Here is a 21,591-nt window from a genome sequence, read left to right on the forward strand (position 1 = left end):
ATCCACCAGAATCTTTTCGTGTGAAAGGGGGATTGTGGATGATCGAATTAAATGGAAGAGACTTATCGATTGAACAGATGAAAGAGATTTGTTTTGAAAACGCCAAAATCAGCTTAGCAAAAACGAGTCTGATTGACGTCAGAGCAAGCAGGGAAACCGTCGAAGAAATCGTGACCAGAGGGCATTCGGTCTACGGCATCAACACAGGGTTCGGAAAATTGAGTGATGTCCGAATTGCTGCTGAAGACGTTGACAGCCTGCAGCAACACCTGATCCGTTCACATGCGTGCGGGGTGGGAGCACCTTTTTCTGAAAAAGTGAGTCGCGCCATGATGGTGCTCCGGTTGAATGCTCTTATGAAAGGTTATTCGGGCGTCCGGGAAGTGCTTGTACAGAGACTGTGTGAGCTCGTTAATCTTAACGTCCACCCGGTCATTCCCTCACAAGGATCACTCGGGGCTTCCGGCGACTTGGCTCCACTCGCCCATTTGGCGCTCGTACTTATGGGAGAAGGAGAAGTTTTTTATGAAGGAGGCCGGCATGCAACGAAAGATATTTTGCAGAGGCTTTCGTTGAAGCCGTTATCGTTGAAGGCGAAAGAAGGCCTTGCGCTCATTAACGGAACCCAGGCGATGACAGCAGTCGGAGTCATCAGTTACATCGAAGCGGAGCGGCTGGCCTTACAGTGTGACTGGGTGGCAAGTCTTACACTGCAAGCGCTCGAAGGCATTCGGGACGCCTTTCATCCAAGCATCCATGAAGCGCGCGGTTACCCGGAACAAATGGCTGTCGCCGAGCGTATGCGCCATTTGATCAACGGCAGTCATCTTGTCACTTTTCAAGGAGAAAAAAGGGTGCAGGACGCTTATTCTTTACGATGCATTCCACAAGTGCACGGAGCCACGTGGCAGACGCTGCATTACGTACGGGAAAAGTTGACGATTGAGATGAATGCTGCGACAGACAATCCGCTGCTTTTGGAGGGTGGAAAAGTGGTCGTATCCGGTGGCAATTTCCATGGCCAGCCGATTGCTTTTGCGATGGACTTTTTAAAAATAGCAATGAGTGAACTGGCCAATATTTCGGAGCGCCGGATCGAACGTCTTGTCAATCCGCAGTTAAACGACTTTCCCCCGTTTCTCAGCGCGAATCCAGGATTGGAGTCAGGGTTGATGATCGTACAGTATGTGGCCGCATCGTTAGTTTCTGAAAATAAAACGCTCGCCCATCCGGCAAGTGTCGACTCGATTCCATCGTCTGCGAATCAGGAAGATCATGTGAGCATGGGGACAACGGCAGCCCGGCACGCGGCCATGGTCATCGACAACGCGACAAAAGTGGTAGCGATCGAGTTGATCTGCAGTCTGCAGGCACTGGAGCTGAGAGGGATTGAGCGCGCATCGGTACTGGCCCAGGACCTTTGGAAATCGGCAAGGACTGTCGTACCGAAAGTCACGCAGGACCGCGTGTTTTCCAAAGATATCGAAAACGTGGAGCAATGGTTGAAGGAGAGTGCTTTTGACTGGAAAAAGTGGAGATCCGTTCATGAAGGAGGAGAAACGTATGTCGATTACACGTAAAGTGAAAGCCAAAACAGGCATTCAGTTGGAATGTAAAGGATGGGAACAGGAAGCGGTCTTAAGGATGCTCTGCAACAACCTTGATCCGGAGGTCGCAGAAATCCCGGAGGAACTTGTTGTCTACGGGGGTATCGGTAAAGCGGCAAGGAATTGGGAAGCTTTTGATGCGCTCGTAGCAACATTGAAGCGTTTGGAAAAAGATGAAACAATGCTCGTCCAATCCGGGAAACCTGTGGGTATTTTTAAAACGCATGAGAACGCGCCGAGAGTGCTGCTCTCAAATTCCGTGCTGGTTCCGAAGTGGGCGAATTGGCAGCATTTCCATGAGCTCGATCAAAAGGGGCTGATGATGTACGGTCAAATGACGGCAGGCAGCTGGATCTACATTGGATCCCAGGGCATTTTACAAGGAACGTATGAAACGTTCGCATCCCTTGCTGAAAAACATTTTGGAGGGTCAATGAAAGGAACGATTACATTAACGGCAGGTCTTGGAGGTATGGGAGGAGCTCAACCGCTTGCAGTCACGATGAACGGCGGAGTCGTCATCGCTGTCGAAGTGGATCCCGACCGGATTTCCAAGCGCCTGGATTCCGGCTACTGCGATGTGAGTACAGCGTCTATGGATGAGGCAGTTATGTGGGCGAAGGAAGCGAAGGCGAACGGAGAGGCTCTTTCAATCGCTCTTTTAGGTAATGCGGCAGAAATGCATGAACGACTTTTGCAAAGTGGGTTGGAGATCGATATTGTCACAGACCAAACATCTGCCCATGATCCCCTGAATGGCTATGTACCTGTAGGATATTCGCTGGAAGAAGCAGCTGTTTTGAGAAAAAAAGATCCAGACGAATATGTGCGTCTCTCATCGAAATCCATGGCCAGACACGTAGAGATCATGCTTCAGTTTCAAAGAAAAGGCAGCGTCGTTTTTGACTATGGCAACAACATCCGTCAAGTCGCACTGGAAGAAGGGGTAGACGATGCGTTCGATTTCCCCGGTTTCGTTCCCGCCTACATCCGGCCGTTGTTCTGCGAAGGGAAAGGGCCGTTCCGATGGGCCGCTTTGTCTGGAGATCCGAAAGATATCTACCGCACCGACCAGCTTATCAAAGAGCTTTTTCCTGAAAATGAGAAGCTGTTGAGATGGATCGACATGGCACAGGAAAAAGTCCAGTTTCAAGGACTTCCATCAAGGATTTGCTGGCTCGGATACGGGGAGCGGAAGAAGATGGGGCTGGCGATCAATGAGCTTGTGAAAAAAGGGGAGTTGAGTGCCCCGGTGGTCATCGGCAGGGATCATCTCGATTGTGGATCCGTCGCTTCACCGAACAGAGAAACCGAATCGATGCTGGATGGCAGTGATGCGGTCGGGGACTGGGCGGTGCTGAACGCACTCATTAATACAGCAGCCGGCGGTTCATGGATTTCGTTCCATCATGGTGGCGGTGTTGGTATGGGGTACTCGCTACATGCGGGGATGGTCGTTGTGGCCGATGGCACCGACCTTGCGAAAGAAAGACTGGAACGTGTCCTCACGACAGATCCAGGCATGGGCATACTCCGTCACGCGGACGCCGGTTATGAGAAGGCGGTCGAAGAAGCGGATAAGCATGAGATTGATATCCCGATGAAAAGGAGGGGACAGTGATGTACGACACGCTGATTGAAAATATCGGACAGCTGATCCTGCCTGCAGAAGGTCCTTTAAAAGGGGATGCGATGAAGCAGTTGGAAGTGAAGGAAAACATGGCGATTGCTTTTCATGAGGGTAAAGTAGCCTGGATAGGCACAAATGAAGAAGCGCAAAAACTCAAAGCCAGCGAGCGAGTCGATGCGATGGAAAAAACTGTAACACCTGGTCTCGTCGATCCGCACACCCACCTCGTTTTCGGAGGTTCACGGGAAAATGAGCTGGCGTTGAAGCAGGCCGGTGTCCCTTATTTGGAGATTCTGAAGCAGGGAGGCGGGATTTTATCAACGGTGGAAGCCACTAGGGCAGAGAGTGAGGATGGCCTTTACGAAAAAGCAAAACAGACGCTGGAACAGATAGCTGCCCATGGAGTGACGACGCTTGAAGCGAAGAGCGGTTACGGACTTGAGCGGGAAGCAGAGTTGAAGCAGCTTCGTGTCGTCAAACGATTGAATGAAGAAAGCCTCCTCGATTTAGTGTCGACTTTTTTAGGTCCTCATGCGATTCCGCCGGAGTATAAGGGAAAGGAGGGAGCGTTTCTTGAGGAAATGATCCGCCTGCTTCCTGTAATCAGTGCGGAAGGATTGGCAGAGTTTACGGATATTTTTTGTGAAACAGGGGTCTTTACCATTGAACAGTCCCGTCGTTTTATGAAAGCCTCACAGGAACTTGGATTCCAAACGAAGATTCATGCCGATGAAATCGATCCACTCGGAGGAACAGAGCTCGCCGTTTCTATGGGAGCCGCATCGGCGGATCATCTTGTTGCCGCTTCTGAGGAAGGGATCGACAACCTTGCCGAGGGAGATACGGTGGCTGTGCTACTTCCGGGAACGACCTTTTACTTAGGAAAAGACCATTATGCAAAGGCCAGAAAAATGATCGACCGTGGAGCGGCCGTCGCTTTGGCTACTGATTTCAACCCTGGAAGTTGTGTCACCTACAACCTGCAGATGATCATGTCGCTCGCAGCGCTGAAAATGAAAATGACCCCGGAAGAGATATGGAATAGTGTGACAGTGAATGCCGCGCATGCGATCGGAAGAGGGGATGTGGCCGGGTGTTTGAGCGTTGGAAGAAAAGCGGATGTCGTTTTGTGGGACGTTCCGAATTACAAATACATCCCGTATCACTATGCGGCGAATCATGCGAAGGCGGTATGGAAGAGTGGAAGAAAGGTATGGGAGAGGAGGGGCGCCCATGTCTTTTCAGTACCTCAACCCGGGCAGGGATGCTAGATTCAAAGATCGTTATACGACGAAAGTTGATGAAACAGTTTCGTATTACGAGCCTGGGAAAACCGGGGATATAGGGCTCATCGGCCTGCCTTTATCTAAAACTTCTATATCATTGTCAGGCGCATCAGAAGCACCTGGGTCGATTAGAAAGGCGCTGGGGGCTTACAGTACGTATTCAGGGGAGAAAGAGAAGAGTTTTGAGGATGTGCAGGTGTTGGACTTTGGGGACGTCCCGGTGCATCCAACGGATAACGAAGAAACGCGGAAGCGGCTTAGAACGAGTGTGAAAGAAATGATCGACACCGAAGCTTGTTCCAAGTATGTCATGCTTGGTGGGGATCATGGCGTGAGTTTCCCCAGCATCTCCGCCTTTCAAGAAAAATACGGGAGAGTTGGAGTCATCCAATGGGACGCTCATCATGATCTGCGAAACGTGGATGATGGCGGTCGGACCAACGGCACCCCTTTTCGAAGTTTAATCGAAGAAGGAGTCCTCCGTGGTGAAGATCTCGTCCAAATCGGCATCCGGGACTTCTCCAACGCCAAAGCCTACGCCGATTACGCCCGAAACCACAACATCCACACCTACACCATGGCTGATGTTGAGGAGAAAGGCATCCATAATCTAACAGACCAGGTCATACAGATATTGGAAACCAAATGTGACTGCATCTATTTGTCTGTCGATATGGATTCGGTGGATCAGGCGTATGCACCTGGTTGTCCAGCGATAGGACCAGGAGGATTGACGGCGAGAGAACTGCTAAACAGTGTATCTATTGCTTCCAGACACCCTCTAGTCAAAGGCATGGATATCGTAGAAGTCGATCCAACCAAAGATTTCAGGGATATGACGAGCAGGCTTGCGGCTCATGTTATGATGCGGTACATGTATGTGTGATATGGAAATAACTGTTAGACCTGGTCATCCATGAAATGGATGACCAGGTCTAACAGTATTTGTAAGAAACCATATACAAGTGTTCTTCCTTATGGTATTTTTAGTTTAATCTTGTGATGTGTTTTTAGCTTTTGAGATGGGAGAATGAGAGATTAGCCATGAGAGAAGTTATTTTATTATTGGCTGATGTAGTCAATGTCTGGCATGACGTAATTTTGAAGTTCACGCAAATGATGGGGTGGAACCTTACAGATAAGGACCTTCACTTTTGGGTCATTGGTGTACTGGGACTCATCGGGCTTATTTTCGTGGATATCCTTTTCCATGCCATAGCGAAATGGAGCATAACCGCCATTTCGTTTCTATTTACGTTTGCGATGGTGCTTGTGTTTGTTTTTGCGGTGGAAATTCAGCAGAAAATAACCGGCAGTGGAAACATGGAGTTTGCGGATGCCCTTGTCAGTGTCCTTGGTTTTTTCCTGTTTTGCGGCATTTATTTTGTTTTCATTGGAATCATCAGAGCCATAAAAAAATATACAGCTATTAAAAAGGAAGACCAGGATGCGGCTTAAGCAGGCGGCTGGTCTTTGAAATGAAAAGCCCCCTTCTCATGAAGAGAAGGGGGCTTCGTTTTATTCAGAACCGAAATTAACAATCATGTCATGTGTTTTTTGAACTTCTTCATCAGACATGTCGATTAAATACATGCCGTTCTCCCGGAAGTTGTCGCCCTCCATTTGATACGTGGTCGAATTTTTACGGGCACTGCTGTAATTGGTGACGAGTCTGCGCATATCTGCAAACTGCATGTTTGTGCTTACATTGTCACCGAGTACATCCATGACGTCACCAACTTTGTTCACAGCGTCGAGACGCGCGCCTTTATCAATGATTCCCTGGATGACCTGGCGTTGTCGTTCATTACGTCCTAAGTCTCCATTCGGGTCATTCTTACGCATGCGCACGAAAGCAAGCGCTTCACGACCATCCAGTTTAATTTCACCTTTTTCGAAATTGAAATTACCTGAGGTGAACGCACGGTCGTTATTGACGGTGATGCCATTCACAGCATCAACAACTTGAGATAACCCTTCCATATTGACCCTGATGTAATAATCCAGTTCAATATCAAGGAAGTTTTCGACTGTATTCACAGCCATGTCACTCCCACCATAGGCGTAGGCATGGTTGATTCGTGTCATACGTCCGTCCCCTGCAATTTCTGCATACGTATCCCTCGGAATACTGACCATCTGCATTTGGTCATTGTTCGGATCAAGAGTCATGACAATCATCGTATCAGAACGGCCGACATCGTTCTCCCGTTCATCCACACCGAGAAGGAGAATGTTCAACGGTTCCTTATTATCTACTTTTTCTTTCGTTTGATCTGTATCGATGGACGTTACATCCTCGTGTAAATCCTGGTTCACTGTGGTACGTACTTCATTATAGATGGTATATAAATAAACGCCTCCGATTAAAAATATGAGTGCAACTACAAATAGGAGGACTTTCCAACGTCTGCGTTTACGCCTTTTCTTTTTCTTCAGTTCCCTGCGTTCCATTCACCCACCTCTTTCTATAAACTACTATCCTATTATACGATTTTTGTAGATATATGTAAAAACACACTGATACATAAAGAAAGAGAGGGTGGTTTTGGTAAATTTTAACGCACCAGGTCATCCAGAATATGGATGACCTGGTGCGTTATTTTCTGGAAGGTGTGGTACGAGGGAGGGGTTCGGCATATAGTGGCATAAGCTATTCTTTTGGAGGAATGTAAATTGAGAAAGTGGTTGGGGCTGTTGCTCGTTTTGGGTCTTTTAGTTGGATGTGCACAGAATGCGACAGAGAGGTCAATCCAACAGTTTACATCTTCTATGGAGAATGAACTGCATTTTGTTTATTTTTATGATGAAGAACCACCAGACAAAAAAATCCGCTCTCAATTGAACGGAATGAAGGTGTATTTAGCCCGGAAGAACGTCATCGCCACAATCAGCTATCAAAAGATCGTGGCCGAAAAAAATTATCAGGAACTTCTCGATGTGAAAGATAGCCAGATTCTTGTTTTTGATTACAAAGGGATTCGGTATAACGCAAGGAACATTCATGTGTTGGAAGGAATGGTCCTGCAGATGCAAGCGAATCCATGAAAAAAGCCTGCCGACAACTTCACACTGCCGGGAGGCCCTTTTTCTTACCTCGAGAAAAATTCTTCTAATATCAATACACACGCCCCGATCGCTGATGCGTGCTCTTCCAATTTGGATAAGACGATCGGTGTTTCCTTTGCTTTACTCGTCAGCCCGCGGGAGTGGATCGTTTCTTTGATTCCATCCATCAGAAAGTCCCCCGCCTTTGAAACCCCTCCACCGATAATGATCCGCTTCGGGTTCAATGTATGAATTAAGTTGGTCAAGCCGATGCCGAGGAACCTTCCTGTCTGATTCAGCAGTTCAATGCTGAACTCGTCCCCCTCGCAGGCCGCATCATAGACAAGCCTTCCATCCACTTTCTCAAAATCGTGATCCACAAGGTCGCGAATCATCGATGGTTTCCCTGTTTTCAATTCTTTGCGGGCTCTTTCCGCAATGGCCGGCCCGGCAGCAAGCGTCTGCAGGCAGCCGTAATTGCCACACGTACATTTCGGGCCGGAAAGGTCAATCGTGATGTGACCGATCTCTCCGGCGATATTGTTTTCCCCATGAAAAAGCTGCCCTTTGATCATCATCCCAGCGCCGATCCCGTTCCCGACGTTGACGCCGACCATGTTATCGGCGTCGTTCCCACTGCCGAACCAATATTCCCCAAGCGTCATTGTTTTCGCGTCGTTTTCCACTTTGACAATCATATCAAACTCGTGTTCAAGCTCTGCTTTAATGGGAATATCGTAAAGCTGGAAAGATGGAGCGAAACGAGAGACTCCTTCCACGGGATCCACAATTCCGTGCATCCCAATGCCAATGCCGAGGAATTTCTTCGGATCACACTTTCCGGAGGTGAAAAATTCGCGTATGCCGCTCTTCATCGTTTCTAGAATATCTTCTTTTGACGGATAAGGAGGGATGTCTTTTTTCGCAACATCCTTCAGTTCTCCGTATAAGTTCGTCACGACAAAGTTCATATGAAAGGTGCCTACATCGACACCAATGATGTAAAAATGATCGGCGTTGATTTCAAGTAATGTCGGTTTCCGTCCACCTTTGGACTGGCCCTGGGTCGTTTCAATCACAAATTGTGTCTGGATGAGTTCTTTGACGATATTGCTCACTGTAGGTGGAGTCAATCTCGACTGCTTCGCGATATCCGCCCGTGAGATCGGACCATGCTCGCGAATCATATTTAAAATAATTGAGCGGTTCATCGATTTCATCAACTGAAAACTGCCTCTAGTATAGTGCGTGCTCATACGATTCCTCCAACTATGCTGTACTATTTCCATTTTACCACAAAAAGTAACTTATTAAATTTATTTTACTAAGTTACTCGCTTAAATGCTGTCTCCGCTGCATCTATTATAGAACAGCCCTCCCTTTAAAAGAGTTAATTTTGAAAAAACTCTTTTCATTTATATGGTTCTGTGCTACCTTATAACTAGTTAGTTAATTTATTTTATTAAGTTTTGAAAACGCTATCATTAAAAGGGGGAGGAAGACAGAATGAAAAATTGGTTGAAGAGTTTTCTTTTGGTAGGCCTTGTGGCTGGTGGACTGGCTGCTTGTTCCGGTGAAACAGGAGGAGAATCCTCAAGTGAAAGTGGAGAAGGTGGAGAGCCCGCCGGTGAAATTACCGTTTGGGGCTGGAACGTAGCTGCTGAATCGATGGAACTTGCTGTTGACGGGTTTAAAGAACAATACCCGGATGTGGAAGTGAACGTGGAAGATATCGGACGTTTGGATGTTTATGAAAAGTTAACTGTAGGACTAGCTTCCGGTGGGAATGGACTGCCGGACGTCGTGATGGTCGAGTCCGATCGTCTAGCCAACTATCAGGATCAATTCCCGGATGCGATCGCTAATCTTTCCGAACTCGGTTACGATGAGCACGCAGATAAATTTGGGGAATATAAGAAGTCCGTCACACAAAATGAAGACGGTGAATTCTTTGCCGCTCCTTGGGACGTAGGACCTGCCGGTGTCTTCTATCGTACAGACATTTTCGAAGAAGCAGGCGTCAACCCGGATGATATCAAAACGTGGGATGACTACATTGAAGCAGGTAAAACCATTCAAGAAGCAACAGGAACTAAAATGGTTCCTATCGATGTGGCAGCGGACGATGCGCTTTACCGTATGATGATGAACCAACAAGGAGCGTTTTACTTCGACGAGGAAGGGAACATTGATGTCGCTTCTGAAGAATCACAAAAAGCTTTTGATGTAATCCAGCGTTTGCATGATGAAGATCTTGTCCTGAACAACAACGGTTGGGACGGTGTCGTTTCTGCAACGGTTAACGGCGAAGTGGCCACTGTTCCATTCGGCGTATGGTATTCCGGTACAATCATGGACCAGGCTCCTGACCAAAGCGGCAACTGGGATGTCTTCTACCTGCCGGCGTTTGAGGAAGGCGGCAACCGTGCAGCCAACCTTGGTGGATCTGATCTAATGATTCCATCTTCAACAGATAACCAAAGCACAGCGTATGCATTTGTTGAGTACTTCACTACAGAAGTAGAACCGCAGATGAAGGCTCTTAAAGAAAAAGGAATCTTCCCATCCTTGGAAACAACATATGAAGAAGATTACTTCAGTCAGGAATCCGAATTCTTTAACAATCAGCCTGTTTTCCAACTGTTTGCGGATGAAGTATCTGATATTCCTGTAGCGAATTACACGGCTGATTATGCACGTGCGTTCGATACGATGTCTGATACTCAAGCATCCATCCTGCTTGATGGCACGCCAATTGAGGAGGCGCTTCAAAACGCTGCTGACAAGCTGGAAAGTGAGACAGGACGCAGTACGAACTAATCCGTCCCCCTGATCTCCCTATATGAAATAGAATGAAAAAAAGGTCGATCTCCACTTTCAGAGATCGACCTTTTTTGTTTCATGTCTTTATTAAAGTATATGGCAGGGTTGGAAAAGACTCAGTCTCGAGACTTTACGGGGTTCGTTGCCAGGGTTGAGCTCATGGGTGCTTGGGAAGCTACTCGCTTTCTCGCGGGAGTTTTGCAGCTCCCCGAACACCCCATCCCCCCCAAAAAAAAGTCTCCAAACTAAGCCCTTTAAGAATAAGAGCATTTATAGAAGGAAAAATGAATGCGATTTTTCTGAAAATGGAGCAGACAAACGAAGGAGGCTATGTTACTATTAAGTAAATTAAATTAATTAACAAAGTCTAAGCGCTCTATTTTGTAAGCGCTTTTAGAATCGACCAATATCTTTGAGGGGGTAGAACATTGTGAGTCAAACGAATGCTGAACAGATGGCAAACGACAACCACGAAACGAACAAGCAGCCATCTAAGAAACCAGGTCCGTCCAGCCAAAAACCTAAATCCCGTAAGAAGTGGATTACACCGAAAACGGTGCCGTACTTATTTATTCTTCCAGCCGTTACCTTCTTCTTGATCTTTACCGTTTATCCAGTCATTTCGTCATTATTATTAAGTTTCCAGACGCGTGCAGGATCAGGGTATGAATTTGTCGGCCTGGATAATTACATTCGATTGTTCCAGGACACGTTATTCTACAAAGCGCTCGGGAATACGTTCCTCATTTTGCTCATTCAAGTACCGATCCAGTTGTTCCTAGCTGTCGTCATTGCGGTGGCTCTTAATTCTCAACTGGTCAAAATGAAGAGCTTCTTCCGGGTGGCTTTCTTCATGCCAGCCATTACGGCATTGGTCGCCTCTTCCATCATCTTCATGATCATTCTTGATGAAAACTACGGCCTTGCAAACTATGTGCTTTCCCTTTTCGGTATTGAGGCGATTGCCTGGTTGTCCGATCCATTCTGGGCTAAAGTCGCTTTGATGGCGGCAATCACGTGGCGCTGGACCGGGTACAACATGGTCATTTTCCTTGCCGGTCTCCAAAACATTCCCGGCTCGCTTTATGAAGCGGCTGAGATGGACGGGGCAGGAAAGGTTCGTCAGTTCTTTTACATTACCGTGCCTCAGTTGAAGCCTATTTTCTTGTTCACATTCGTATTATCAACCATCGGGACGCTGCAGTTGTTTGATGAGCCTTACATTTTAACGCAGGGTGGTCCGAACAATGCCACACTGACCATTACCCTTTACTTGTATCAAAATGGTTTCCGTTACTTTGACTTCGGTTACGCATCCGCGATTGCATACGTTCTTGTATTAATCATCGGGGTCCTTTCCTGGGCACAAATGAAATGGGCAGGTGAAGATAAATGAATCAACAGGTCAGTCCGCTTAAAAAAACACTTTTATACGCTTTCTTATTCATTGGAGTCATCATCTCCGTCTTCCCGTTCTATTGGATGTTTGTCGGGGCAACGAACCCGTCCGGAGAAATTTTTAAGGTTCCACCGAACTTCCTGCCAGGCGACTATGGCTGGGAGAACTTTAAGAACCTGAATGAAAACGTCGGGATTATCCGCGTCATGGGGAACTCCTTATTCATTACACTCACGTTTACAGCCATTTCCGCTATTGTTTGTACGGCAGCGGGCTATGCGTTTGCGAAGTTCAAATTCAAAGGACGGAACGCGATTTTCTTCATGCTGCTGGTAGCGATCATGATTCCATATCACGTAACGTTGATTCCTTTGTTTGAAATCTTCGGAAATGTCGGTTGGTTGAACACGTTCCAGGCGGTCATCCTTCCACAAGTCGCTTATCCATTCGCGATTTTCCTTATGAGACAGAACATGCAGTCGATTCCGGATTCCCTGCTTGAAGCTGCGCGTGTCGATGGTGCCGGAGAGTTTCATATCTTCTTCCGCATCGTACTTCCCGTCATGCGTCCGGCGCTTGCCGCAGTCGCGATTTTCTTGTTCATGTTCCAGTGGAACAACTTCATTTGGCCACTCGTCGTCCTGCAGTCACAGGAAATGTACACGTTGCCGGTCGCTCTCTCCAGTCTTGTCGGGATGTCACGGATTGACTATGGACAGGTCATGATGGGAACGACGTTGTCTACCCTGCCGATCATGATTTTCTTCCTATTGCTGCAAAAGCAGTTCATTTCCGGAATTCTTGGCGGGTCTGTCAAAGAGTAGAAGGAGGCGCAGCCGTTGATCTTTATTAATGAAAAAACACAACAGTTTCATCTCACCAATGGACAAATCAGCTACATTTTCCACGTCATGAAAAACGGGCAGCTCGGTCATCTCTACTATGGAAAAGCTCTCCGTGACCGGGACTTCCGTCATTTGCAAGACTATGAAAATACCAATCCTTCGACGACACATCCGTTCGAAGGGGACCCTGGTTTTTCATTAGAAACGGTCAGGCAGGAAGCTCCGGTTTATGGAAAAGGAGACTTCCGTACGCCAGCACTCATTTTGGAAGAACAAGAGGGTGCAGCTGTCTCTGATTTTCAATATAAAAATCACCAGGTTATAAAAGGAAAGCCAAAACTAGAAGGTCTACCGGCGACTTTTGCGGAAGATTCAGAAGCAGAAACGCTCGTGATCACACTCGTAGACGACCAGGCGCAGGTGGAGTGGGAGCTCCTATACACGATCTTCCGTGATCTGCCTGTTCTCACAAGAAGTAACCGGGTCACAAATAACGGGGAACGTTCTGTTACGTTGAAGCATTCGATGTCTTCATCCATCGACCTCCCTGACGCGGATTATGAAATGATTCATCTTTCCGGCGCATGGGCCCGGGAACGTCACATCGAAACGAGAACACTCGCTCCCGGCATTTCGTCCATCGGAAGCGTGCGCGGGGCGAGCTCTCATCAGCACAACCCTTTTCTTGCTTTGAAAAGGGAAGAGACGACCGAAGACAGCGGGGAGGCGATTGCGATGCAGTTCGTCTACAGTGGGAATTTCCTCGCTCAGGCTGAAGTCGATCATTATGATGCGACACGCTTGTCGATGGGAATCCATCCCCAGGCTTTTCAATGGAAACTGGCACATAAGGAAAGCTTTCAAAACCCGGAAGTGATTCTGACATATACGGAAAACGGCCTGAACGAAATGAGTCAGACGTTTCATGACTTGCACCGCAAACATTTAATTGCACCAAGGTGGATGGAAAAAGAACGTCCGATTCTGATTAACAATTGGGAAGCGACGTATTTTGATTTCAATGAAGAAAAATTGGATCGTTTTACAGATGAAGCGAGGGATTTGGGAGTCGAATTGTTCGTCCTCGATGACGGCTGGTTCGGAAAACGCAATGATGATACCACTTCGCTTGGCGACTGGTTTGTTGACCGCAAGAAACTGCCGAACGGGATGGGGACGCTTGCGAAAACGGTGAAAGATAAAGGACTTCAGTTCGGACTCTGGTTTGAACCGGAAATGATCAGTCCTGAAAGTGAACTGATCAAACAGCATCCTGAATGGGCCGTTGGTCCACCGCACAGACATCAGACGCTCGAACGGAATCAAAAGGTGCTCGACTTCGCCAACCCTCAGGTGGTCGACTACTTGTTCGAACGCATGAGCTCTCTCATAGAAGAAACCGGACTCGACTACATCAAATGGGATATGAACCGCAACATCACAGAACCTTATTCCCAATATCTGTATGACCAGGTCAACTTTTTTCACCAGTACATCCTCGGCGTCTATGAGTTGTATGAGCGTTTGACGACGAAGTATCCGGATGTCTTGTTCGAATCCTGTGCGGGTGGAGGTGGACGGTTTGATGCCGGCCTGCTCTACTATGCTCCACAGGCATGGACGAGTGATGATACCGATGCTGTAGAACGGCTGAAGATTCAATACGGCACCTCCCTTGCGTATCCGTTATGCAGCATGGGATCGCACGTCTCCGCGGTACCCAACCACCAGACGTACCGGAACACGCCTTTGAAGTTCCGTGCTGATGTCGCCTATTTTGGCACGTTCGGGTATGAATTCGATCCCAGTCAGTTAACGGCGGAAGAAAAGGTCATCATAAGAGAACAAATCAAGCAGTTTCAATCACTCCGAGGTTTGATTCATTCCGGTACATTTCATCGCCTGACCAACCCATTCAAACATCAGGATACCTCCTGGATAGTCGTCTCAGAGGAAAAAGATCATGCGGTCGTCGGCTGGTACCGGGCTCACTATTTCCCGAATCCGAAGAACGACCAGGTCGTGAAACTACGTGGTCTGGATCCTGAGAAACGGTATGAAATAGAGGGAGCAGAGCGGACGTTTTATGGCGACGAACTCATGTATCACGGACTGCCGCTTGGTGTGGAGTTCAATGGGGCTAATCATGAAAAATCAGAGCGCAGCGGAGACCACCAGTCTCAGCTTTTCGTCATTAAAGAGAAAAAATGAAGAAGGAGGGAATCGAAATGGAAGATTTACTTTCCGTTTTTCACGAGAAATTCAACGGAGAACAGGATGCGCAAATGTTCTTTGCACCAGGCCGGGTGAATTTGATCGGGGAGCATACGGACTATAACGGAGGACATGTTTTTCCATGTGCGTTAAGTGTAGGAACGTATGTGGCTGCAAGAAAAAGAAACGATCAGAAGCTCCGGTTTTACTCTATGAATTTTCCGGACAAAGGAATTGTCGAATCTCATCTGGAAGGACTGGTATATGAGGTAGAGGATGACTGGGCCAATTATCCGAAAGGCGTCATGGACGTTTTCAGGAAAGCGGGCTATGACATCGATACAGGACTTGATCTTGCTTTCTATGGCAATATCCCGAATGGTGCCGGACTCTCGTCATCTGCATCCATTGAACTTGTCACAGGGGTCGTGCTGGATGAACTGTTCGATTTATCGATGGACCGTGTAAAGATGATTCAGCTTGCTCAACAGGCGGAAAACGAATTCGTCGGCGTCAACTGCGGCATTATGGATCAGTTTGCCATCGGCTTGGGGAAAAGTGATCACGCTATGCTTTTGAACTGTGACACCTTGGACTATCAGTACACACCTCTCCAGCTCAAAAACCATGCATTAATTATTGCGAATACGAATAAACGACGCGGTCTTGCTGATTCCAAGTATAACGAGCGTAGAGAGGAATGCGAACAAGCGCTGACACAGCTGAAACAAGTCGTTTCTATTCATAGTTTAGGAGATTTGAGTGTGGAAGATTTTGAAACACACCAATCGAGCATAGAAGATGCGACCGTCCGGAAGCGCGCAAAACATGCCGTTTATGAAAACGAACGCACGATCGAAGCGGTCCATCAATTGAATGCCGGTGATATTGAAGGGTTTGGAAAGTTGATGAATGCCTCCCACGTATCACTGAGAGATGATTACGAGGTGACAGGAAAAGAGCTGGATGCTCTCGTGGAAGCAGCCTGGAACAAAGGAGCTGTCGGATCGCGCATGACCGGAGCCGGATTTGGTGGGTGCACGATCAGCATCGTCAAACGAACGCACGTGGATGGCTTCATTGAAGCCGTTGGACGACGTTACCAGGAACAAACAGGATTGGAAGCTGATTTTTACGTCGTAGAAATTGGAGATGGAGCGAAACGTTTGGAGGGGGAGAGAATATGACCGTTCTCGTATGTGGAGGAGCAGGATACATCGGAAGTCACGCTGTCGCACAGCTTCTGGACAGGGGAGAGAGCGTCATCGTCGTCGATAATCTCCAGACAGGTCATCATCCCGCTGTACTGGATGGAGCGAAACTCTATGACGGAGACTTGCGGAATGAGAGTTTCCTGCACAACATCTTCCAGGAAAATGAGATCGACTCTGTGCTCCATTTTGCCGCCGACTCTCTGGTCGGGGAAAGTGTAGAGAAACCTCTTCAATATTATGATAACAACGTTGGAGGGGCGATATCTCTTTTGAAAGCGATGGCTGCCCATGACGTAAAACGGATTGTGTTTTCTTCAACAGCCGCTGTTTATGGAGAGCCTGAGCAGATTCCGATTCAGGAAAACGATCCAACACTTCCGACAAATCCTTACGGGGAGACGAAGCTCGCGATTGAAAAAATGTTGAAGTGGGCCGAAGAGGCGTACGGCATCCAGTACACCGTCCTCCGTTATTTCAATGTGGCCGGAGCAGACATCAAAGGGCGGATCGGGGAGGATCACCGTCCGGAAACGCATCTCATTCCGATTGTTTTACAAGTCGCCCTCGATAAAAGGGAGAAAATCATGATTTTCGGAGACGACTATCCGACCGCCGACGGCACATGTATCCGCGATTATATTCACGTCGAAGATTTGGTAGCTGCCCATCTGCAAGCAATCGATCGCTTGGAAAAAGGAGGCACAAGCGCCATCTACAACCTCGGCAACGGCCAGGGTTTCAGTGTGAAAGAAATCATCGACGCGGTCCGCAAAGTAACGGGACACCGCATTCCTGCCGAAGTCGCTCCGAAACGAGCGGGAGATCCGGCGCAGCTTGTCGCATCATCTGAAAAAGCGAGAAAAGAGCTCGGATGGTCTCCACAATATCCAGAGGTCGAAAAGATGATTGAATCCGCATGGAAGTGGTTTCAGGAACACCCAAATGGGTACGAAGATTAAAAGGGTGGTGAGGATATGACGATCTATCAAGACATTGAACATCTCATTCATTATGGACTCCATAAACGCATGATTTCGGTATGGGATGTGGATTATGTCCGCAACCGTTTATTTCATTTGTTCAAACTTGAAGGCGCTTTCGTAGAAGTGTCTCCTGAAGATGAGGACTACACCACTCCTGTCGTAATTTTACACCGCATGCTTTCCTATGCGGTTGAAAAAAAGATCATCGAAGAAGATACGATCACGGACCGGGACCTTTTTGATGCGAAAATTATGGATACCCTCGTCCCGCGCCCATCGGAGATCACACGAGATTTTTATTACAAGTTTGAAAGAGAAGGACCGCAGGCAGCTACGGATCATTTTTATCAACTATCGAAAGATTCCCACTACATCCGTACAGACCGTATCGCTAAAAACAAGCACTGGTTCAGCCCGACGGAATATGGAGATTTAGAGATTACGATCAATCTATCAAAACCGGAAAAAGACCCTAAAGCCATTGCAGCGGCGAAAACCAAAAAGCAAACCTCTTATCCAGCGTGTTTACTTTGTAAAGAGAATGTCGGCTACGCAGGCAGGCTCGATCATCCAGCAAGAGACAACCACCGCATCATCCCGGTCGATCTCGAAGGGGAGCACTGGTTCCTGCAGTATTCGCCGTATGTGTACTACAACGAGCATGCGATCGTTTTATCACGGGAACACCGGGCAATGAAGATCTCCAAAGAAGGCTTTGATCGCCTCCTCGATTTCACAGATCAGCTGCCTCACTATTTCGTCGGATCCAACGCTGATTTACCGATCGTCGGCGGGTCCATTTTGAGTCATGATCATTTCCAGGGTGGTCACCATGAATTTCCGATGGCAAAAGCACCAGTGGAAGAAATGTTTGTGATTCCTCGATTCAAAGATGTTGAGACAGGTATTGTTCGCTGGCCGATGTCCGTGATTCGGCTGAAAGGCGAGGATCGTGACCGTGTATCTGAACTCGGAGACATCATTTTACGATCGTGGCGGACGTATTCGGATGAAAAAGTAGAAGTTTTCTCAGAAACCGAGGGCGAACCTCATAACACAGTGACGCCGATCGCCCGTTATAGAAAGGGACACTATGAGCTTGACCTCGTCCTTAGGAATAACCGTACGAACGAAGCTCATCCGATGGGAATTTTCCACCCTCATGAAGAAGTCCATCATATTAAAAAAGAAAACATCGGTCTGATTGAAGTGATGGGGCTTGCCGTGCTACCAGGACGATTGGTTGATGAAATGGAGCAGTTGATCCGTTTTATAAAAGAAGGAAAATTAGATGCTGCGGTGAATGATGGATTGGTCGGAAAACATGTGCCGTGGGCGAAGCAGATCGAGTGGACCACAACATCAGAACAAGCCCTCTGGGAACAGATGCAGAAAGAAATCGGCAAACGATTTTCCACTGTTTTGGAACATGCAGGGGTGTTCAAACGTACAGAAGAAGGGAAGGAAGCATTCCAGCGTTTCATGAAACAATTAGGTTAAGGAGGCGGTGACCGATGGTCGATGTATGTACGTACCAGAAGACAAAATTCAAGAGTCTGGATGCCGTTGTATTGGAAAATGAGAGTGTAAGAGCGGTGATCCTCCCGGGATACGGAGGGAAAATGGTCAGTTTTTTTGATAAAGAAGCCGATTATGAATGGCTGTATCAGACCGATCGTCCAAATCTCGAAATTCCCACGTACGGAGCGGATTTTTCCAACTATGATTCCAGCGGTTTTGACGAGATGTTTCCTGGAATCGACAAGGGTCCTCACCCGACAGACTGGAAGGAGATTCCCGACCATGGAGAAGTATGGACGCTCCCGTGGGAATATAAAGCGACCCACGATGGGGTTTCGCTTGAGGTTCACAGTCCTGAATTTCCTTATGCTTTGAAAAAGAAAATCTGCCTGCACGGCCATGGTGTGACAATCAAGTATGAAGCGATCAACAAGAGTGATGAGCCGTTTCCGTTCATATGGACGCCGCATGCACTGCTCAATCTTAATGAACACACAGCCATCGAAGTACCTGAAGATTTGAATCAAGTAATGAATGTGGAAAAAGGATCACAGCATTTGGGTGACTGGGGAACGCCACACGCTTATCCTGAGACAAAGTCAGCGAAAACAGGAAACACGATTGACCTGAGTCAGCTCGAGCCTATGGAAGAGGGAACGGCAGAGAAATTTTATTTCACAGAGCCGCTTTCCAAAGGATGGTGCTCGCTCGTACAACCGGACGTAAACAGAAAATTGACGTATCGCTTTCCTGAAACGAAAGTGCCTTACCTTGGGGTCTGGAAAACGCGCGGCGGCTACCGGGGAGAGCATAATATTGCATTGGAACCTTGCACAGGCGTCTACGATGATGTGTATCTTGCTGAAAAAATCGGCAAAGTTTCCTACATCCCAGCACACGGCTCGTACACGTGGACGTTGAACATCGAGACAGGAGGCTTATAAATGACGTATTTAGGTGTCGATTACTATCCGGAACACTGGCCGGAAGAAATGATCGATGAAGATATTCAAGGCATCAAAGACATGGGCGCAAACATCGTCCGGATCGGAGAATTTGCATGGCATCTCATGGAGAAAGAGGAAGGAGCGTTCGACTTTTCCTACTTTGACCGTGTGATTGAAAAAGTGAAACAGCAGGGCCTCGATGTTATGTTCGGGACACCGACCGCGACATTTCCAGCCTGGCTCGCCCAAAAACACCCTTCGATTTTGTCTGAAAATGAAAACGGTAACACAAGAGTATTCGGCGGCCGCCGTCAGTACTGCTTCAACTCGGACAAGTACCGTCAGTACGCGGCAGGGATCACGGAAAAACTCGTCCAGCACTATAAAGACGAAGAAGCCATCGTCTCCTGGCAGATTGACAACGAATTCGGCCATGAAGGAAGCGACATGTGTTTCTGTCATCAGTGTCATTCCGCGTTTCATGAGTATTTGGAAAACAAATACGACAGTGTGGAGCAATTGAATGATGAATGGGGCACGATTTTCTGGGGACAGACGTACAATGACTTTTCAGAAATTCCGATTCCGAAACCGACGGTAACGACTCACAATCCGACATTGAAACTGGAGTGGGCGCGCTTCCGTTCTGCTTCCGTCAACGGATTCACTCACGAAATGACCGAGATTGTGAAGAAGCATAAGGGAAGCCATCAAACCGTTACGACCAACGTGTCCGGTGGATTTTTCGATAAATGGTTTGACCATGAAGAAAATGTGAAGCCGATGGACTTCGTTTCGTATGATAACTATCCGGTGTGGGGCGGACTCGAAAAACCGATCCCTCCAGAGGCCATTGCGATGACGCATGATTTCAATCGTGGCTTGCTCGATCAAAACTATTGGATCGTCGAAGAACTGATGGGAGCCCAGGGGCACGATGTCATCGGTTATCTGCCACGACCGAATCAGGCGAAGATGTGGTCGTATCAAGCATTCGCACACGGCTGTTCCAACCTGCTCTACTTCCGCTGGCGCGGCATGACGAAGGGCGCCGAACAGTTCTGTTACGGTGTCGTTGATCATGACAACGTCTACGGCCGCAAATATAAAGAGGTTCAATCCTTATTCAGCGAGATCAAAGAACATGAAGAGCTGTTGAATGCGGAAATCAAGTCTGATGTTGCGGTACTCTATGATTATGACAACATCTGGTCCTGGCGTTCACAAATCCAGAGCAAAGACTTCGACTTCAACGAAGAATTGCTGCGTTTGTACCGCCCGTTTTACCGGAAGAATACGAACATCGACGTCATCCCGGCAAGCCGTGATCTCAGTACATACAAAGTCGTACTGGTCCCAGTCATGCAGCTGATGGACGATGCGCTTGCCAGTCGTCTTCGTACCTTTGCAGAAGAAGGCGGCACGGTCATCTTTTCCTACCGTGCCGGACTGAAAGGCAAGGACAACAACATGCGAATAGGAGAAGTCCTGCCTGGACCTGTCCGCGACTTGATCGGTGCACGAGTAGAGGAAATCGAATCACTGACAGCCGCTCATCAGCTTGAATTGCAAGGGGAAGGTGCGTTTGCTGAGGTACCAGCGTCTATTTCTGTCTGGCGCGACCTCCTTGTACCAGAACAAGCACAGACCCTCTATTCGTATCAGGATCAGTTTTACAAAGACTATGCAGCCGTGACGAAGAACACGTTTGGAAAAGGAAGCGTCTACTACATCGGTGGAGGTTTGAGTGAAGAGGCTTTGGAGAAAATTGCTTCTGATGTGACGAGTGACCAGGGCATTCAAACAATCGAATCCGAGAGCGATGTGGAAGTGTATCGCCGTCATATCGGTGGAGATTACTATTTATTCTTGATGAATCACAGTGATAAGGAAAAGTCGTATGGTAAGGAGAAGCTGGGGCCATTTGAAAGTAGAATTGTGAAGGGATAAGGAAAGTGCAGGAGAAAGCTCCTGCACTTTTTTGTTTGTTTGATCTATTGTTGATTTGATTGATATATTCGAGATTTAATTGATAAATTAAAGATTTAATTGATATATCAAAAATTTAATTGAT

17 protein-coding genes are annotated in these 21,591 nt (G+C 47.5%); 15 read left to right on the top strand and 2 right to left on the bottom strand.

The features are described from left to right. Positions 1–38: 38 nt before the first annotated feature. The 5 genes from hutH to GLW00_RS02755 all read left to right on the top strand — a co-directional run bounded on the left by hutH (position 39) and on the right by GLW00_RS02755 (position 5,981). Positions 39–1,580 carry a histidine ammonia-lyase gene (gene hutH / locus GLW00_RS02735; protein WP_160911000.1) on the top strand — a complete coding sequence of 514 codons (1,542 nt, stop codon included), beginning with the start codon at positions 39–41 and terminating at the stop codon, positions 1,578–1,580. Continuing rightward, on the top strand, positions 1,564–3,228 hold the full coding sequence (gene hutU, locus GLW00_RS02740) for a urocanate hydratase (protein ID WP_237417395.1): 1,665 nt from the start codon (positions 1,564–1,566) through the stop codon (positions 3,226–3,228). The genes hutH and hutU overlap by 17 nt, the downstream gene beginning before the upstream one ends. Then, positions 3,228–4,508 (top strand): imidazolonepropionase, encoded by a 1,281-nt coding sequence (hutI, locus tag GLW00_RS02745; protein WP_160911002.1) that lies wholly within the window; start codon positions 3,228–3,230, stop codon positions 4,506–4,508. Before hutU ends, hutI begins: the two co-directional genes overlap by 1 nt. Then, positions 4,471–5,409 (top strand): formimidoylglutamase, encoded by a 939-nt coding sequence (gene hutG / locus GLW00_RS02750; protein WP_160911004.1) that lies wholly within the window; start codon positions 4,471–4,473, stop codon positions 5,407–5,409. Before hutI ends, hutG begins: the two co-directional genes overlap by 38 nt. Before the next feature lie 158 nt (positions 5,410–5,567). After that, positions 5,568–5,981 (top strand): hypothetical protein, encoded by a 414-nt coding sequence (locus tag GLW00_RS02755; protein WP_160911006.1) that lies wholly within the window; start codon positions 5,568–5,570, stop codon positions 5,979–5,981. A gap of 60 nt (positions 5,982–6,041) precedes the next feature. Here GLW00_RS02755 and GLW00_RS02760 read toward each other — a convergent pair whose 3' ends face one another. Further along, positions 6,042–6,977 carry an LCP family glycopolymer transferase gene (locus GLW00_RS02760; protein WP_160911008.1) on the bottom strand — a complete coding sequence of 312 codons (936 nt, stop codon included), beginning with the start codon at positions 6,975–6,977 and terminating at the stop codon, positions 6,042–6,044. 222 nt (positions 6,978–7,199) lie between these two features. Here GLW00_RS02760 and GLW00_RS02765 point away from each other — a divergent pair, with 222 nt between their 5' ends. After that, positions 7,200–7,571: a hypothetical protein gene (locus GLW00_RS02765; protein WP_160911010.1), complete on the top strand. Its 372-nt coding sequence runs from the start codon at positions 7,200–7,202 to the stop codon at positions 7,569–7,571. 44 nt (positions 7,572–7,615) lie between these two features. On the opposite strand, the gene GLW00_RS02770 is transcribed toward GLW00_RS02765, so the two are convergent. Further along, the gene (locus tag GLW00_RS02770) at positions 7,616–8,827 is read right to left on the bottom strand and encodes an ROK family transcriptional regulator (protein ID WP_160911011.1); all 1,212 of its coding nucleotides are present in this window, start codon (positions 8,825–8,827) and stop codon (positions 7,616–7,618) included. A 250-nt stretch (positions 8,828–9,077) separates the two neighbouring features. Here GLW00_RS02770 and GLW00_RS02775 point away from each other — a divergent pair, with 250 nt between their 5' ends. The 9 genes from GLW00_RS02775 to GLW00_RS02815 all read left to right on the top strand — a co-directional run bounded on the left by GLW00_RS02775 (position 9,078) and on the right by GLW00_RS02815 (position 21,467). Further along, positions 9,078–10,391, top strand: coding sequence for an ABC transporter substrate-binding protein (locus GLW00_RS02775; RefSeq protein ID WP_160911013.1), 1,314 nt, complete (start codon positions 9,078–9,080; stop codon positions 10,389–10,391). A gap of 433 nt (positions 10,392–10,824) precedes the next feature. Beyond that, positions 10,825–11,790: a carbohydrate ABC transporter permease gene (locus GLW00_RS02780; RefSeq protein WP_326315609.1), complete on the top strand. Its 966-nt coding sequence runs from the start codon at positions 10,825–10,827 to the stop codon at positions 11,788–11,790. Then, a complete protein-coding gene (locus GLW00_RS02785; RefSeq protein WP_160911015.1) occupies positions 11,787–12,617 on the top strand; it encodes a carbohydrate ABC transporter permease in 831 nt (276 codons plus the stop codon). The genes GLW00_RS02780 and GLW00_RS02785 overlap by 4 nt, the downstream gene beginning before the upstream one ends. A gap of 15 nt (positions 12,618–12,632) precedes the next feature. Beyond that, positions 12,633–14,849: an alpha-galactosidase gene (locus GLW00_RS02790; protein ID WP_237417396.1), complete on the top strand. Its 2,217-nt coding sequence runs from the start codon at positions 12,633–12,635 to the stop codon at positions 14,847–14,849. A gap of 17 nt (positions 14,850–14,866) precedes the next feature. After that, entirely contained in the window at positions 14,867–16,039 is a 1,173-nt protein-coding gene (locus GLW00_RS02795) for a galactokinase (RefSeq protein ID WP_160911017.1), read from the top strand. Further along, positions 16,036–17,025, top strand: a complete 990-nt coding sequence (galE, locus tag GLW00_RS02800; protein ID WP_160911019.1) for a UDP-glucose 4-epimerase GalE — start codon at positions 16,036–16,038, stop codon at positions 17,023–17,025. The genes GLW00_RS02795 and galE overlap by 4 nt, the downstream gene beginning before the upstream one ends. 15 nt (positions 17,026–17,040) lie before the next feature. Continuing rightward, complete coding sequence (gene galT / locus GLW00_RS02805) at positions 17,041–18,549, top strand: UDP-glucose--hexose-1-phosphate uridylyltransferase (RefSeq protein WP_160911021.1); 1,509 nt, start codon at positions 17,041–17,043, stop codon at positions 18,547–18,549. A gap of 14 nt (positions 18,550–18,563) precedes the next feature. Continuing rightward, the gene (locus GLW00_RS02810) at positions 18,564–19,514 is read left to right on the top strand and encodes an aldose epimerase family protein (RefSeq protein ID WP_160911023.1); all 951 of its coding nucleotides are present in this window, start codon (positions 18,564–18,566) and stop codon (positions 19,512–19,514) included. Continuing rightward, positions 19,515–21,467: a beta-galactosidase gene (locus GLW00_RS02815; protein WP_160911025.1), complete on the top strand. Its 1,953-nt coding sequence runs from the start codon at positions 19,515–19,517 to the stop codon at positions 21,465–21,467. It abuts the gene before it with no gap. Positions 21,468–21,591 lie beyond the last annotated feature (124 nt).

The sequence above is a fragment of the Halobacillus litoralis genome (genome assembly GCF_009856445.1).
Lineage (GTDB): Bacteria > Bacillota > Bacilli > Bacillales > Halobacillaceae > Halobacillus > Halobacillus litoralis.